Raw genomic sequence first — 14,793 nt, 5'->3', positions numbered from 1 at the left:
TATGGTCTTGTTTGGTCAAAAAACGAAGCAGGTTGGCGGAAACCTGTTTACGACCCATAAATAAGATTTTCATGGAGAAATGTCCCTTATGCATTTGCTTTTTCGGTGGCGGAAGTTGTCAGTGTAGTCAATTCTTCCAGGGTGTTTATCCAAAGGGTGGGCTGGTATTCACGGCCGTATTGCTCGGGCTCGGCTTGATGAATATTGTGCGGCTTAGGCATGATGCCTATGGAGAGCCAACCCAGTTTGTTGGGTGCGACAAAATCTTTTTTGATGTTGTCGCCGATGTAAATAAAACGTTTTGCGGCCGGATATTTGTTTTGCAGGAAAACGAAACGCTTGTCGTCGGGCTTTTCCGATTGCATGGCTTCCGAAATCAAAATGTCGTCAAACAAATCGGTCAGGCCCAAGGCCTGTATTTTCAACCGCTGTGTCAGGCTGCGGCCGTCTGTAATCAGGGCGCGTGCGGCAAAAGGGCGCATCAGCTTTCGTAAAAAAGACGGTTCGACATAGGGTCGGATGGCAGGCCGATGCAGCCGATATTGCCACAAGAGTGATTGTTTCTCTAATTCGTTTAATTTGCAATGATGACACAAATTGTCGAGCCAGTCTTTACTTTTATTGTCGGCAATTTCATATAGTACGCCGGCATTGTATTGCGGATAAAGCGACGTAATCATCTCTACAACTGTCCGTATTCCGGAGCATTTGTAGTCATGTTCGGAGTAAAGCGTATCGTCAAGGTCAAAAACGATGACGGATTCTTCCGGCTTAATCATGTTCTCTTACCAAAACCTTAGCATCATAACGAAGCATGATTAAATTGTTTTCCCAGTCGTCGGAGAAGGGAATGTCTTGTTCGCCGATATATTCTTGAATCAGCCAGCCCGGATAGTTGCCGCCTGCGGCGTAGGTCAGTGGGAAACCGCCGCCGAAACGCGGGTTGATTTCCACGCCGTAGGTCGTATTGTCGGTTTTGCTGACGAAGAACTGCGCGGTAATGCAGCCGCGTGCGCCTTCCAATACGGCCATTTTTTCAACCAGCTCTTTATACAGGGCATTGCGTCGGGTTGCGCCTTTGCTGACTTCACCGGTGCGCACTTCCAAACGTTCGCGAGGAATGGCGCATTTCAGACGGCCTTGACGGTCGTAATACATATCGACGGTAAACTCGGAGAAAGTATTCTCAATATCGATGTATTGGGCGAACATCATTTTCGGGTCTTCGGTAATGTCGACAGTCAAATCAGCCGGTGTGTTGATTTTTTTCGCACCGATGGCGCGGCTGCCGTCATAAGGCTTGGCAAAACATGGGAAAACCAGGCGGTCCCGTTCGTAAATTTCAGGCGAACGGATGCCGTATTGTGCAAACAGGCCTGCGGTCAGGCGCTTGTCGCGGCACAGGGTAATCAGTTTTGCATCCGAAATGACAATATGTATTCCTTCAGCTTCAAAACGGTCACGTGCTTCGGCCAGTTTGAGCAGCTCGGTATCGATGGTTGGCACAATCAGACCGATGTCGTGTTGTTTGGCCAGCTCGAAAATGCTGTCAATGTATTCGGCTGCATCGATGCGCGGCACGCTGAAAGCGCGGTCGGCAACATGGCAGGCAGAAGACATGTGGGGGTTGAGGTCAGTAGCAAAAACGCCGATGCCGTCTGAAAAACGTGCGGCTTCGGTTTGGAAGTCCTGCACCAATTCGACACGGCGACCTGCCGACAGAATCAGTATGTTATTTTTTTTCATCAGTTTTATTACCCGTGAAATAAGGCATGGTGGCTTCTCCTTCGGCTGAGATGCCTTCTTTGACGAAGACTTTTTTAACCGTCAGGAACAAAATTTTGATATCCAGCCAAAAGCTGAAGTTGTCGATGTACCAAACATCGTGGGCGAATTTTTCATCCCATGAAATGGCGTTGCGGCCATTGACTTGCGCCCAACCGGTCACGCCCGGTTTCATTTCGTGGCGGCGGTTTTGGAAGTCGTTGTACAACGGCAGGTAGTGCATCAGCAGCGGACGAGGTCCAACTAGACTCATCTCGCCTTTTAAGACATTCCATAATTCAGGAAGTTCGTCCAAACTGGTGGCGCGTAATTTTTTGCCGAAATCGGTCAGGCGTTCGCTGTCCGGTAGAGGGTTGCCGTCTTTATCGATTGCATCGCGCATGGAGCGGAATTTAATCATTTTAAACGGTTTGCCATCCTTGCCCGGTCGCTCTTGGATGAAGAACACAGGCGAGCCTAAGTTTTTGCGGATGAGGTACACCAAAATCAAAAACACAGGCGACAGGATAATCAGCCCTGAAGCAGAGGCAATAATGTCAAACAGGCGTTTGAAAAATTTATTCATGAGCTAATCTTTCAATCAGGTTGACGATTTTTTGATAGGCAACGTCGCGTTTGAAGCGGCGGACGATTTCTTCGGACTGAACAGGATCGTTTTTGCGCTTCAAAATATCTTTGGCGGCTTGAACGAAACCGTCCACATCACCGGAACGATAGTTCGCATGCGGCAGCAGGGTAAGGACTTCGGCAACTTCGTCGTTGACCTGGCTGTTCAGAATCGGTTTTTGCAAAGCCATATAGTCGGACAGTTTGTTGGTAATCGACTGCATGGCGTAAGAGTGGATGGCGTTGACGGAAATGTCGCAGCCTTTGGCGACCGACATCATTTCGGCGTAAGGAATGTAGCCGTAAAACTTGATGCCGTCGCAGGCATATTGTTTGAGCCTGTCAAAATCGGGGCCGCCACCCATGATGTGCAATTCGACGTTTTCGCCGGCATCCAACAGCTTGCGAACGCCTTTGCACACAGTTTCCACGTCATAGCTGTAACTGAGCGTGCCCAAGTAGAAAAAGCGGGTTTTGTCGTCGCCAAAATCTTTGGCAGGCGCGGCATCGAGTTTGGGAAAATCCGCGCCGATATAAACGACTTCGCCAGGTACGTTCGGATTGGCTTCTTTGGCGCGGTCGAGATAAGTCTGCGATACGGCAACCAGTGCGTCGGCGTAGCGGTAGGCTTGGTTGGCGCGTGAAGCAAAGGGCAGCAGGTTGTGCGGTACTTTTTTCAAAAACGGTATGACCGAGGAGAAAGACTCCGGCCATACATCCTGCACATCGACAATCAGTTTGTAACCCAAACGCGCTTTGTGTTTGCCCAACAGCAGGTTGGTGGCAATCAGCGGATAGGCGGAAAAGACGACGTCTTGTTCGCCCGGACGGCAGTTTTCCAACCATTGTTCAAAATGTTTGACGAAGCGGTGATGGCTGGTCACGCGTCCCAAAGACACGTTTTTGCTGTATCCGCTTTCTTCCAACAGTATGACTTTCAGACGGCCTTGTGAGGCAGCCTCGGCATCTTCGGGCCGTCTGAAAGATTTGTCGTAGTGCTTGAAGTTGCTGGTAATCAGCAACACGTCATGCGACTGCGACAACAGCTCGGCAAGATACCAGAAGCGGTTGAAATGCGGCTCGGACGGTAGCGAGCAATAAGGGGCGACGATGGTAATGTTCATGTTTCAGACGGCCTTACATTTCGTACGCAGCCATGGTGGTGCGGTAGATTTCATCGTCGGAGCATAAGGTCTCAACGTGTTTGTGCAGGGCTTTGCCCATTTGACCGCGCAACTCAGGATGCTTGATGAGTGTATCGACGGCTTCGATAAACGCTTCGTCATCGCCGAAAGGAATGCAGTAGCCGGTTTGGCCGGTGATGACCATTTCCGAAATACCCGCCATGTTGTAGGTCACGACAGGTGTGTCGTAAAGGCCGGCTTCCAAAATATTGTTGCCGACACCTGCGCCGTGGTCGCCCACGCAATGCGGCGTGTTCACCAAAATATCGACTTCTTTGAAGTAGCCGGTCAAATCGCGGACGCCGCCGAGGAAGGTAACTTGGTCTTCAATGCCCAAACGTTTGGCTTGGGCTTTGAGGTTGTCCATTTCTTCGCCGATGCCTGCAACGTTAAGGCGTACAGGCATGCCGCGGTCAACCATTTTCTTCAAAATGTCCAGCATTAAATGCACGGCGCGGACGGTATCTAAACGGGAAAGTGTGCCCAGTTGGACATAGTCTTTGACCGTTTTTTCAGGAACGAAATCTGCTTTGTGCAGGGCGTTGTAAGTGTAGGTAATGCGGTTGGCAGGGAAACCGTAACGGATGAGTTTTTCGCGTTCGTGTTTGCAGTTGCCGATAATGTACACGCCCAGCTTGTCGAAAAGCTTGGCAATTTTCGGATAAGTTTCCGGATCAAGGCCGCGCGCGTGGTAGAACACTTTGGTTTTCGGTGAAGCGAACTTGGCCGCAATGGCGCAGGCCGGAACGATACGCGCCATTTGGCAGTGAATCACATCGGGTTTCTCTTTTTTCAGCAGTTTCATATAGGCGAACATGCCTTTGACGTAACCCAATAATCCGCCTTGGTAAAAATCGATCGGCTGCCAACGGATGCCCAATGCTTGCGCTTCCTGAATCAAAGGGCCGTCTGAAGAGGCCAATACGATATCGTGTCCGCGTTGTTTGAGCAGGCGGCCGAGGCGGAAAGTGGCGTTTTCAGTGCCACCGAGGCCGGACATGGAGGTAGTCAGGATGATTTTCATGATGGTTTCTTCGTATCGTATAGTGTTTCGTTGTATGCGTAAGCGGCCATATCTTTCAGCTTGGGCGCAACAAATACGCTGTAAATAAAAATCAGCAGGCAGGGCAGCCAGATAAACGGCATACGCAAAATGGTGGACGGAATAAAACCGGCCAGCAGGAAAATGCCCAAGGCAACCCAAGCCAAAACGCGCGATTTGCCGGTTACTGCTCGGTTTGAGGCGGTGTAGAGGAAATAACACGCCACAAAAGCAATAAAGCCGAGCAAGGAAATCATGCCGAAACCCAAATACAGCTCGATGATGAAGCTGTGTGGGTTTTCAAAGCCCAAGCTGCCGCTCAAATGGCCGCCGAAATATTCGCGGAAGTTTTTAGGACCGTAGCCGGTCAGCAGCAGGGGCGGATTGTTCCAGAAGTAGTTGTAAATCTCCTGACGGTAGGACACGGAGTTGTCGCTGCCCAAGTCGTACAGGAAAAGGTACACGCGGCTGGAAAAGCGTTCTAAGAACTGGTTGCCGTTGAGTGAGAGCAAAAATTCCGCAATCGCGCGTGACGGAATCATCGACAATACCAATGCCAGCAAACCAGCAACGCCGACCGTAATAAAACCGTTTCTGCGATAGGCCGTATAAACCAACAAAATCAACAGGTAGCAGCCGATGGCGGTACGCGATACGCTGGCGAAAATGGCCATGCCCAACAGCAGGAACAAGCCCCAGCCAAGTAGTTTTTCTTTGTGTTTCCGCCCTTGGAGTTGGAAGAAAAACAAAATGGCAGGCGCAAGGCAGACCGCGGTGGCGGCGAGGTTGTTCGGGTTAAAGAACAAGCCTTTGAGCGAGCCTTCGTCAATAGCCAACTCATCGCTGGCACTCACAAACTGAATACCGGTGGCCAGTTCTGCAAACGGCGGTACGGCGATAAACAGCGTAAATACGATGAGGAACTTCTGAATCGTCCCCAAAGGGTCGTCGGCGCGCTTCAATACTTGGTAAAACAAGTAGAAGAAAGCCGGAACCGCCATAAAAAACAAAATATCCATGTACTGCGTCGGCGTCAGCGACGTAATGCCCATGTGGATGGCGGGCCAGATGCACATGGCGGTCAGGGCGCAGAGCATGGCAAAAATCTTGCGCGGAATATGCTTGCTTTCCAGAAAAAATACGACAAAACCAAGCAGTACAAATATCAGGGTCAGCGGGTTGTCAATACGCGGTACGCCGACCTTAAAGGACAGCGCGGGCCCCAGCATATAGGCTGCGAGCATGATGTATAGAATGTAAGTGTATAAGTTCAGACGTTTTATTTTCATAGTCGTTCTGTTGTTATCGTAGAGACGTGAATCTCAGGTTGGCTATTTTGCCGAACGGTTTAATTTGGCTTTGATTTTTTCGGTCGCGGCAAATAGTGCGTGTTTGTATTTTAGGAACAGGAAACCCAGTCCGACTGCCCATGCCAGCGCGAACCAAATGTAGTTGTCGCGCGTACCCAGCCAAGTGTAGGCAAGGCAGATTATCAGGCAGAGCGTTGAGTTGGTATAAATCTTCAGGCGCGGCAAAGGCTGCCACAGGCGTGAAGAGAATTCGGTTTTAAAGATGAAAAACAGCCAAAAAGCCGTTGCGCTGGCCATAGCTGCACCTTTTGCACCAAATTTCGGTACCAACAGATAGAGCAGGGCGGTATTGACGATAAAGGCAACGATGTTGATGACAGTAATCAGCCAAGTCGAGCGGACGACGTTCAAACCGATGCCGCTGACTTCGGTCAGCGTGTAAAACAGGGGGAAGAGCATACACGAGAGCAGGATAAATTGAACCTGCGTGTATTTTTCCGGCAGTATCCAGGTCGCCATCGGCGAGAAAATTCCGATGAGGCAAATCATTGCGCTGATGAGGACGGTCATGGAAAGCGTGATGTCGCCGATTTTGTCCAGATTGGTTTTTTCTTCTACCCATTTGAACACCAAAGGCGCCCAAATGGTGGAGAACACGCTTTGGAAAATCAAGGCGACGGCACCAAAGCTGACCGCCATTGAATAAATACCCAACTCGTCCAAGCCTGAGATGTTTTTGAGGACAAAACGGTCAATCGAAGTCAGCCCCCAATAGGCCAAGTTGCCGAATGCCAGCGGCAGGCCGTAGCGTAGGCCGTCCCGATGCAGATCGGACGACCATTTTGCATGGGAAACGGCTTGCAAGTCTTGGCGCAGCTGATATATCAACAGTACAACGGTCAGCACTTGGGCGGCGGTGTAGGCAAAAACCAGCGAAGTGGTATTGGCGGGCAGGCCGGAAGCAATCACGGCAAAAACCAACACCAAAATCAAAAATTTCGGCGCAAGCTGGCTGAGTGAAAAAGCCAGTGCCTGCTCTTTCATCCGCAAAATCAAGGCTAAAAAACGGATAATCAGCGTGGTGGCCAAGAAAATCAGGAAAAGAATCCCCAAATTCGCACTGGGGATGTCGAAAATGATTTCAGACGGCCATGATGCGTTTATCAGCAACACTAAAACCACAACCGCCACCGTCAGAATCAATGGCGATAAAAAAACGGATTTGAACAGCGCGGCCTTGTCTTTAACGGCGTAATAGTCGCGAATATAGGACTGGTCCAGCCCCAAGCCCAAGAGCAGAATGCTCAGTCCGGCAATGGTCTGCAAGAGTACGATACGGCCGATGTCTTCCGCAGGGAAGTACCATGAGATGAGCGGCAGGGAAAGCAGGCCGAAGGCGGCGCTTCCTACCGGGCCCAATGCGTAGCCGAGGATTTTTTTCGCGTTCATATTATTTGTTTTCAGACGGCCGGAAGTTCGAGCTGAGCGTTTTTCGTAAGAGATGCGTTGTTACCGTTGCCGGTTTCCCAAGGCCGTCTGAAAAACAAATGGCCTTGGGAAACCGGCCGCCGTCCCGGTCGGGGAAACCGGAGGCAGCCGGATGCGTCTGAAGCAAGATTATGCTTTGATGACTTTAGGATTTTTCACTGGGAATTTGCCGCGCGTATCGACAATCAGTTTGGCATGTTCGGTGATCATGTCATAGTCGAATTTGTCGTGATCGGTGGTCAGAACCACGCAGTCGTATTGGGCGACAGTTTCAGGGGTCAGCGCTTCACTCTTCAAGTCGAAGTAGTGGTGGCCTGGGATGTGTGGGAACTCTGGAACGTGCGGGTCGGAGTAGGAAACCACTGCGCCCAGTTTGTGCAGGCGGTCCATCACTTCCACAGACGGGCTTTCACGCATATCGTCCACGTTTTTCTTGTAGGCGATACCCAATACCAAGATTTTGCTGTCTTTGATAGAACGGTTGTGATCATTCAAAGCCAGGCCGACTTTTTCGATAACGTAGTCGGGCATGTGGGAGTTCACTTCACCTGCCAATTCGATGAAACGGGTGTTTACGCCGTATTCGCGTGCTTTCCAAGTCAGGTAGAACGGGTCGATAGGGATACAATGGCCGCCCAAGCCAGGGCCTGGGTAATAAGCAACGAAGCCGAACGGTTTGGTTGCAGCGGCATTGATGACTTCGTGAATGTCGATGCCCATTTTGTCGGCAACGATTTTCATCTCGTTCACCAAGCCGATGTTTACGGCGCGGTGGATGTTTTCCAAAAGTTTGGTCAGCTCTGCCGCTTTGGTGGAGCTTACTGGAACAACTTTATCGATGGCAGGTTGGTACAGCGCCAGGCCGACTTCCAAACAAGCAGGGGTATGGCCGCCGATGACTTTTGGAATGGTACGGGTTTCAAAGTTAGGGTTACCCGGGTCTTCACGCTCAGGAGAGTAAACCAAGAACACGTCTTGACCGACTTTCAAGCCGCCTTCTTCCATGCGCGGCAGCAATTCTTCTTCGGTAGTACCGGGGTAGGTAGTGGATTCCAAAGACAGCACTTGGCCGGCGCGCAGGTAAGGTTTTACCGCATCGGTAGTGTCGATCACAAAGCTCATGTCCGGCTCGCGGTATTTGTTCAGCGGAGTCGGTACGCACAAAATGACGGCTTCTACTTCGCCGATGCGGGAGAAGTCTGTCGTTGCTTCAAACAGGCTGTTGGAAGCAGCGGCAATTTTGTCGGAAGGGATATGCTCGATGTAGCTTTCGCCTTTGTTGAGCTTGTCGACTTTGTTGGTGTCAATGTCGAAACCCAAAACTTGGTAACCGATATCCACATAGCGCAACATCAGTGGTAAACCGACGTAGCCTAAGCCAACGATGCCGATTTTTGCGGTCTTATCGGCAAATTTTTGTATCGTAATGTTTTTCATGATGTCTTTCGTGTAATGAATGAGTAAATCGGGAGTGTTTGCCCGATGCCTGAGTTGTTTGCTGCAACCGCATAGCCATAGCCGGCTGCCGTATCGTGTGAAGCCTTAAAACCATACTTATAATTACATTAGACAAAATCATAAGCACTTATCTGATTCGTCTCAATCAAAAAAGTTTAACGGTCGTTCAGGCGGCCTCTATGGTATGGAAACGGTATTTTTGAATGCTTAATTTTTAGAAATTACATTCAACCACATGTTTTGATTTTAGATATTGTTTTGTCAAATGTATGATTCATGAAATGAAACTACCGTTTATGCCGTTTAAAACCCTTCTAGAATAAAAACTTTTAATAAATTTTCGTGGCTTAACTTATCTTAATAATCCATTATTTCGTGATGAAAAAAAGGAAAATTTGTCGACAATCGGCTTGAGGATAGTTAACTTAAGTCAAAGTTTTAAATTGGAATACGCTAAAGTCATTATAATATATTGACGAAAAAATTACATTTATTGCTATATAAATGATAGATATATTCTATTTACAATGGTTTAATTATTAAGTTGAGGCAATTAGACGGATTTTTTTTCGGAGAACCCATTTAATGTCCTGCCCGATGATTTCTACCGATTGACTTTGCCAAGGGCCGTCTGAAAGTAGGGCGGCCGGATTTTCAGGGAGGGAGAAAAGAGGTTTGCCTGCGCCTAACAGTTTCGGTGCTTGGTAGAGGACGATTTCATCCACCAAGTCATCCTTCAGGAAGGCTGAAGCAAGTGTTGAGCCGGCTTCTACCAGAACTTCGCCAAAGCCAAGTTCTGCCAGTTGCGGCATGAGTGAAAGAAGATTGATGCGGCCGTTGATGTGCTCAGACGGCCTGATGATGCGGATATGTTCAAATTTACCCAGCGCCTGCAAACGTTGTTCGTCTGAGGAAAGGGTAACGATAACGGTCGGGCTGTCGGTATCGGTCACGAGGTGGCAGTCCAAAGGGATTTGCAGTCGGCTGTCCAAGACGATACGCGCAGGTTGGCGCAGGGTGGGGAAGCTGCGAACGTTGAGTTTCGGGTTGTCGGCAAGTACGGTACCGATACCGGTCAAAACGGCGCAACTTTCGGCACGGAGAATTTGTACGTCTTCGCGTGCTGCTTCGCCGGTAATCCAAAAGCTGCGGCCGTCTGAAAGGGCGGTTTTGCCGTCCAAACTGGCGGCGCACTTGAGACGGACAAACGGTCTGCCGCGTTCGATACGCGACAGGAAACCGCGGTTGAGTTCGCGCGCCTGAGCTTCCAGCAAACCGCTTTCGGTACGGATTCCGGCGGCTTCCAGCATGGATAAGCCTTTGCCTGAGACCAACGGGTTAGGGTCGGTCATGGCGGCAACCACGCGCGTTACACCGGAATGAACCAGCGCTTCGGCGCATGGCGGTGTGCGGCCGTAATGGCTGCAAGGTTCCAGCGTGACATAGGCCGTTGCGCCTTTGGCCGCCGCTCCGGCCTGCCTCAACGCATGAACTTCAGCGTGCGGCTCGCCTGCTTTGACGTGGAAACCTTGTCCGACGATTTGTGCGCCGTGTGCAATTACGCAACCGACGCGGGGATTGGGGGAAGTAGAAAACCGCCCAAGCTTGGCCAGCTCGAGGGCGGTTTGCATCATTTGGGTATCAAGTGCGGAAAACATGGTTTCAGACGGCCTTATTTGGCTTTGCATTCGGCGATGACTTGGGTGAATTCGGAAACGTCTTTAAAGCTTTTATAGACGGACGCGAAGCGGACATAAGCAACTTGGTCGATTTTTGCCAGTTCCTCCATCGCCATTTCGCCAACGATGTGCGAAGCGACTTCTTTTTTGCCCAAACGGTAGAGGCGCTGCTCGATCAGGGCAACGGTTTCATCGATTTGTTCTTGTGTGACAGGACGTTTGTGCAGCGCGCGCTCAAGGCTGGTCTGCAGTTTGTGCGCATTGAAGGGAACCCGTGTGCCGTTGGATTTGATGACTTGCGGCATCCGCATTTCAACGGTTTCAAAAGTGCTGAAGCGTTGTCCGCATTCCAAGCATTTGCGACGGCGACGGATGCTGTTGGTGTCTTCCAGCCATCGCGAGTCGGTTACTTGTGTGTTGGGGTGTTGGCAAAACGGGCACTTCATCGGGTTTCCTTGTCATACGCTCGGCAAGGTCGCTAAGCAATTGAATTTATTGTTTGTGAACTATTATTGTAGCGGATTGCGTTATTTTCGTATAGTAAAGGCTTTTGCGTAGAATTTATGTATAAAAAGGCCGTCTGAAAGGGCAACTTTGGCGAAGTTGAGCCTTTCAGACGGCCTTGAGTTTTTCAGCCAATCAAACGTCAAACCGATACGCCGACGGCACGGGCGATTTCCAAACCTTCTTCCGCGCTCATGTAAACCGGATTGTCGGGGCGGTCGCTGAGGACAATGTCGCCGTCTTGAAACATCACCAATTCATTGACTGCCAATTGCGACCAGGTTTCATCTCGCGTCAGGGGCAGGGTGGCGATGACGGAAACTTTATCGTTCGGTGTGGTCACTTCTGAAAAATCGACCATCACATCATCGTCCAGCAAACGCGCTTTGCCAAACGGGGCTTTGCGCACGATGTAGTGCAGTAAGGTACTGGCGTGGGCAAACAGGCAGTCGCCGTTGGACATGACGAAGTTGAACAAACCGAAGCGGCGGATTTCATGAGTCAGGCCGGCAATGGCGTCAAACAAAACTTCAGGTTCGGGTTTGGTGGCAAAGCGGCTGCGCAGGCGGTTGAGGATAAAGCAGAACGCGCGTTCGGAATCGGTCGTGCCGACCGCGTGGTAGTACTCTCCCTGCTCGGGGAAAAAATCAATCAAATGGCCGTTGTGTGCAAACAGCCAATATTCGCCCCACATCTCGCGCATGAAGGGATGAGTGTTCGCCAACGAGGTCTGGCCTTGCGAGGCCTTGCGGATATGGGCGATAACGTTTTCAGACTTGATCTGATAGGCGCGCACCAAGTCGGCAACGGGAGAGTTGGCGCTGGGCTTGTCGTCGTGAAACAAGCGTACGCCTTTGCCTTCAAAAAAGCCGATACCGAAGCCGTCAGCGTGGTGGTCGGTAATGCCGCCACGGCGGCGGAAGCCTTCAAAAGAGAACATGATGTCTGTGGGAGTGTTGCAATTCATGCCGAGCAGTTGGCACATGGCGTTAACCTTTATTTTTGGGGTATTTATGGGGTTATTATGGTGTATCGGGCAGGCAGTTTCAATATGTAGAGTGTGATATGTTTATAACTGTCTCATACTTGGCGGGCCGTCTGAAAAATTGCTGTCAAAAATTCAGACGGCCTTAAAGTGTTCCCAGACCGGGTGGCATTGTTCGGGTAAGTCGGGGCAGGCGCCGAGTATGCCGCCGCTGAAGTCGTTGGGGCGGTGGAAGTCGCTGCCTGCACTGGCGAGAAAGTCGAAGCGGTCGGCAAGCAGGGCATAGTTGAGGCGGTCGTTTTTACAGCAGTTGCCGCTGTGCACTTCAATCCCTGCGCCGCCGAGATTTTTAAATTCTTGGAACAGGTTTCGTTTGGCGGTGGCGGATAATTCATAGCGCATTGGGTGGGCGATAATGGCCATGCCGCCCGCGCCTGTAATCGCGGCTACGCAGTCTTCCAGTGTGGCCCATTCATGTCTGACGGAACAGGATTTACCGTCGCCCAGATATTTGGTAAATGCCTGCTGTTTGTTTTTAACATGGCCTTCGCGGATGAGGAATTCGGCAATGTGGGTGCGGCTGGCCATTTCTTTGTTGGCGGCCAATGCCAGCGCGCCTTCATACGCGCCTGTTATGCCTTTTTTCTCCAGTTTTGCCGCGATGGCTTCCAATCGTTTCAGACGGCCTTTACGGACTTCGGCAAGCAGGTTTTGCAGGGTTTCGTTGTGTTCGTCAAAGTCCAAACCGACAACGTGGATGGTGCGGCCGCGCCAAGTGACGGATATTTCCACGCCGTTGACGAAGGGGAGGCCGAGGGTATCGGCTTCGGCGCGAGCTTCGGCCAGTCCGCCGGTGTGGTCGTGGTCGGTCAGAGCGAGCAGGGTGCAACCGTTTTGACGGGCGAGTCGGACGACTTCGGTTGGGGAGAGCATGCCGTCTGAAACGGTCGAATGGCAGTGTAAATCAATCATGGTTTTGCTTTGAATTTTCTCAAAAAAGGCCGTCTGAACGTTTCAGACGGCCTTGCTTTAGAACATTAGAACAGAGAGTCCAGTTGTTGTTTGTTATTGTTGCCGGTATTGCTTGGCAGAACTGGGGTTTCGTCTGATTCTTCACGGGCTGGCGCATTGCCGCTCTCGGTGCGGCGGCGGTTTTCATTCGGAACCGCGCGACGGGCAGGTTGAGCGGGACGTGGTGCAACGCCACTGTTGTCCAAGGCCAGGTCGGAGCTGGTGGTCATGCGTTCGCGCATGTACACTTCGCCGCCGTTTGCAACCACGCCTTCAGGTGCTTTCATCGGTTTGACACTGGTGCCTTTCAGGGCAAAGCGCATGTATTCTACCCATACCGGTACGGCGATTGTACCACCGTAACCTGCACGACCCATGCTGCGCGGTTTGTCAAAGCCGATATAGACGGCAGTTACAACGCTAGGGTTGAAGCCGACAAACCATGCGTCTTTGTTGTCGTTGGTAGTACCGGTTTTACCGGCGATGTCGGCGCGGCCAAGTGCGGCTGCACCGCGTGCGGTACCAACACGGACAACGTCTTGCATGATTTTGTACATGATGTAGGCGTTGCGCGGGTCAATGGCCTGAGGTGCGTTTTCACCGGCTACCAAAGGTTGCATTTGCGCTCTCAGACGGCCTTGGCTATCGTAGATTTTGTCGATGACGTGGGCGGACACTTTGTAACCGCCGTTGGCAAAGACGCTGTAACCTTCTGCAATACGCAACGGCGTGGTTTCGCCTGTACCCAAAGCCATAGACAGGCTGGCAGGAATTTCAGATGGCTTGAAGCCGAAGCGTTGGATGTATTGTTGCGCGTAACCGATACCGATAGACATCAGGATGCGGATGGACACCATGTTTTTTGACGCGGTCAAAGCCTGGCGCAGCGTGATGTAACCGGAATAGCGGCCGTCTGAATTTTTCGGGTTCCACGCTTTACCGTTAGCACCTTTGCCCGGCAGGGAAATCGGCGCATCGTTAATCATGGTGGAAGCAGTCATGCCTTTTGCCAAAGCGGCGGAATAAACGAACGGTTTGAACGTCGAGCCGGGTTGGCGCATGGCTTGAGTTGCGCGGTTGAAGGTTTTGCTGTGGTAGTCATAGCCGCCGACCAATGCACGGACTGCACCGGTTTTCGCATCTAAAGACACCAATGCGCCTTGCAACAAAGGCTCTTGAACGACGGTAAAGGTATCGCCGCTGCCTTTAACGCGAATGACGGAGCCGCGACGGATGCGGTCATCACCCATTTTTTCGTTGTTGACGGCACGGGCGGCAAAGCCTAAAGCGTGGCTGTTCAGCGTGACTTTACGGCCGCTCGGCAATTGAATCTGTACACCTTTGCGGGAGGCTTCCAATACAACCGCCGGAATCATTTTATCGACGGTGTAAAGTGTAGAAAGGTATTGGCTGACGGTTTCTTCTACGTTGTCGCTTTTGCTCAGGTCGATGTAGTTTTCTGCACCGCGGTAGCTGCTGCCGCGGTCGAAATTGCGCAGGACTTTACGCAGGGCCTCGGTGGCCACGCGCTGGTGTGCGGTGTCGACGGTGGTATATACCTTGAAGCCTTGAGTGTAGGCATCTTCGCCGTATTTCTCAAACAGCTCTTGACGCACCATTTCGGCAACGTACAGGGCGCTTTGATCGATGTTTTGTACAAAACGCTCGTAATGCAACTCTTCTTTCAAAGCCTGATCGCGTTGCTGCAGGGTAATCATGCCTTCTTCCAGCATATTGTTCA

The 14,793-nt window shown here is 51.1% G+C and carries 13 protein-coding genes; all 13 read right to left on the bottom strand.

What is annotated here, in order from left to right; all coding sequences use genetic code 11:
• Positions 1-86: 86 nt before the first annotated feature.
• Positions 87-779 (bottom strand): HAD family hydrolase, encoded by a 693-nt coding sequence (locus tag ACTHUE_RS04530; RefSeq protein WP_070695475.1) that lies wholly within the window; start codon positions 777-779, stop codon positions 87-89.
• Positions 772-1,746, bottom strand: a complete 975-nt coding sequence (locus ACTHUE_RS04525; RefSeq protein WP_070695473.1) for an ATP-grasp domain-containing protein — start codon at positions 1,744-1,746, stop codon at positions 772-774. Before ACTHUE_RS04525 ends, ACTHUE_RS04530 begins: the two co-directional genes overlap by 8 nt.
• The gene (locus ACTHUE_RS04520; protein ID WP_004520870.1) at positions 1,733-2,350 is read right to left on the bottom strand and encodes a sugar transferase; all 618 of its coding nucleotides are present in this window, start codon (positions 2,348-2,350) and stop codon (positions 1,733-1,735) included. Before ACTHUE_RS04520 ends, ACTHUE_RS04525 begins: the two co-directional genes overlap by 14 nt.
• Positions 2,343-3,515, bottom strand: a complete 1,173-nt coding sequence (locus ACTHUE_RS04515; protein ID WP_070503970.1) for a glycosyltransferase — start codon at positions 3,513-3,515, stop codon at positions 2,343-2,345. The genes ACTHUE_RS04520 and ACTHUE_RS04515 overlap by 8 nt, the downstream gene beginning before the upstream one ends.
• Before the next feature lie 13 nt (positions 3,516-3,528).
• A complete protein-coding gene (locus tag ACTHUE_RS04510; RefSeq protein WP_070503967.1) occupies positions 3,529-4,599 on the bottom strand; it encodes a glycosyltransferase family 4 protein in 1,071 nt (356 codons plus the stop codon).
• Entirely contained in the window at positions 4,596-5,906 is a 1,311-nt protein-coding gene (locus ACTHUE_RS04505) for an O-antigen ligase family protein (protein WP_070503964.1), read from the bottom strand. Before ACTHUE_RS04505 ends, ACTHUE_RS04510 begins: the two co-directional genes overlap by 4 nt.
• Positions 5,907-5,948: 42 nt before the next feature.
• Positions 5,949-7,376, bottom strand: coding sequence for an oligosaccharide flippase family protein (locus tag ACTHUE_RS04500; protein WP_070695471.1), 1,428 nt, complete (start codon positions 7,374-7,376; stop codon positions 5,949-5,951).
• 168 nt (positions 7,377-7,544) lie between these two features.
• Positions 7,545-8,852, bottom strand: a complete 1,308-nt coding sequence (locus ACTHUE_RS04495; RefSeq protein ID WP_004520865.1) for a nucleotide sugar dehydrogenase — start codon at positions 8,850-8,852, stop codon at positions 7,545-7,547.
• Positions 8,853-9,412: 560 nt separating this feature from the next.
• Positions 9,413-10,531 carry a bifunctional diaminohydroxyphosphoribosylaminopyrimidine deaminase/5-amino-6-(5-phosphoribosylamino)uracil reductase RibD gene (gene ribD, locus ACTHUE_RS04490; RefSeq protein WP_049344287.1) on the bottom strand — a complete coding sequence of 373 codons (1,119 nt, stop codon included), beginning with the start codon at positions 10,529-10,531 and terminating at the stop codon, positions 9,413-9,415.
• 14 nt (positions 10,532-10,545) lie between these two features.
• A complete protein-coding gene (gene nrdR / locus ACTHUE_RS04485; protein WP_004520863.1) occupies positions 10,546-10,998 on the bottom strand; it encodes a transcriptional regulator NrdR in 453 nt (150 codons plus the stop codon).
• A gap of 200 nt (positions 10,999-11,198) precedes the next feature.
• The gene (locus ACTHUE_RS04480) at positions 11,199-12,041 is read right to left on the bottom strand and encodes a class II glutamine amidotransferase (RefSeq protein WP_039862509.1); all 843 of its coding nucleotides are present in this window, start codon (positions 12,039-12,041) and stop codon (positions 11,199-11,201) included.
• Positions 12,042-12,176: 135 nt separating this feature from the next.
• On the bottom strand, positions 12,177-13,013 hold the full coding sequence (locus tag ACTHUE_RS04475; RefSeq protein ID WP_039862508.1) for a PHP domain-containing protein: 837 nt from the start codon (positions 13,011-13,013) through the stop codon (positions 12,177-12,179).
• A gap of 65 nt (positions 13,014-13,078) precedes the next feature.
• Positions 13,079-14,793, bottom strand: a 1,715-nt coding sequence (locus tag ACTHUE_RS04470; protein ID WP_440423057.1) for a penicillin-binding protein 1A, incomplete at its 5' end; no start/stop codon positions are given.

This window comes from Neisseria sp. P0021.S005 (genome assembly GCF_051956955.1).
The sequence above is the reverse complement of the archived record's forward strand: the minus strand, read 5'-3'. Positions and strand labels throughout refer to the sequence as shown.